Source organism: Amycolatopsis sp. SID8362 (assembly GCF_010550475.1).
GTDB lineage: Bacteria > Actinomycetota > Actinomycetes > Mycobacteriales > Pseudonocardiaceae > Amycolatopsis > Amycolatopsis eburnea.
Genome location: NZ_JAAGNB010000266.1, coordinates 1 through 1,323 on the forward strand (window position 1 = coordinate 1; position 1,323 = coordinate 1,323).

The 1,323-nt window shown below is 74.9% G+C and carries 2 protein-coding genes; both read right to left on the minus strand.

Going from position 1 to position 1,323, the window contains the following annotated elements; translation table 11 throughout:
• On the minus strand, positions 1-268 hold a 268-nt coding region (locus G3I65_RS08950), incomplete at its 3' end, for a hypothetical protein (RefSeq protein WP_160695675.1).
• A gap of 76 nt (positions 269-344) precedes the next feature.
• On the minus strand, positions 345-1,323 hold a 979-nt coding region (locus tag G3I65_RS08955), incomplete at its 5' end, for an acyl-CoA dehydrogenase family protein (protein ID WP_203612323.1).

A 1,323-nucleotide genomic window follows, 5' to 3' on the forward strand; every position in this document is an offset into this window, starting at 1 on the left:
CGACCAGGTTCACCCCCGCGTTGACGGCGGCCGACCACGCCGCGACGGCCGGGCTGGCCGCCTCCCCCACCGCCAGCAGCCGCGGCAGCGCGCGTTCGAGCGGCACCAGCTCCGCGTCGACCTTCGTCCGCGCGAACTTGGCGCCCCGGGGCAGGACGAGCTCGATCGTGGTCCCGCCGGCCACGTCATCGCCCCACAGGGCCAGCACGCCTTCCCGCGGGGGATCCGCGGGGAGGTAGGTGGCCTGGGTGTCTGCGCTGAACTCCACGCCCGCAACGCTAGAACACGCCACCGACAGTTTCGGGCCGGGCGGCACGAACGGTCCGTTCGCGCCGCCCGGACGCTCAGCGCGGCAGGCCGAGAAGCCGTTCGGCCGTCAGCGAAAGCAGCACCTGGGTGGTCCCGCCGGCGATCGACAGGCACCGCGTCAGCAGGAACTCGCGCTGCGCCGCCCCGTCCGCCAGCAGGGCCCCGGTCCCGGCCACTTCCACGGCGAACTCCGCCACGTCCTGCCGGTGCCGCACCCCGAGCAGCTTCCGCACGCTCGACTCCGCGCCGGGATCCTGCCCGCCGAGCCGCCGCAGCGCCGCCCGCAGGTCCAGCACCGACCCCGCGACCCCGTCCGCCACCAGGGAACCGAGCCGGTCGAGCGCGACACCGTCGAGCGCCGAAGCGTCCATTGTGGACACCAAGGCCTGCACGCTCTCCCCCACCGCGGACCCGCTCCCGATGGCGACCCGCTCGTTCGCGAGCGTCGTGCGCGCCAGCCGCCAGCCGCCGCCCGGCGGGCCGACCACGTCCGCGTCCGGGACGAACACGTCGTCCAGGAACACCTCGTTGAACACGGCGTCGCCGGTGATCTCGCGCAGCGGCCGCGTGGTGATGCCCTCGGCGCGCATGTCGACCAGGAAGTACGTGATGCCCTTGTGCTTGGGCGCGTCCGGATCGGTGCGGGCCAGGCAGATCCCCCAATCGGCTTCGCGCGCCAGCGACGTCCACACCTTCTGACCGGACAGCCGCCAGCCGCCGTCGACCCGCCGCGCCGCCGTCCGCAACGCCGCCAGGTCGGAGCCCGCGCCGGGTTCGCTGAACAGCTGGCACCACGTGAGCTCACCACGGAGGGTGGGCCGGGCGAACCGTTCGCGCTGCTCGTCGCTGCCGTGTTCGAGGATCGTCGGCACCGCCCACGCGCCGATCACCAGGTCCGGGCGGCGGACGCCGGCTTCGGCCAGCGCGCCGTCGATCCGCAGCTGCTCCGCGGCGCCGGCACCCCGGCCGTAGGGCGCTGGCCAGTGCGGCGTCAGCAGTCCGGCGTCGGCGAGC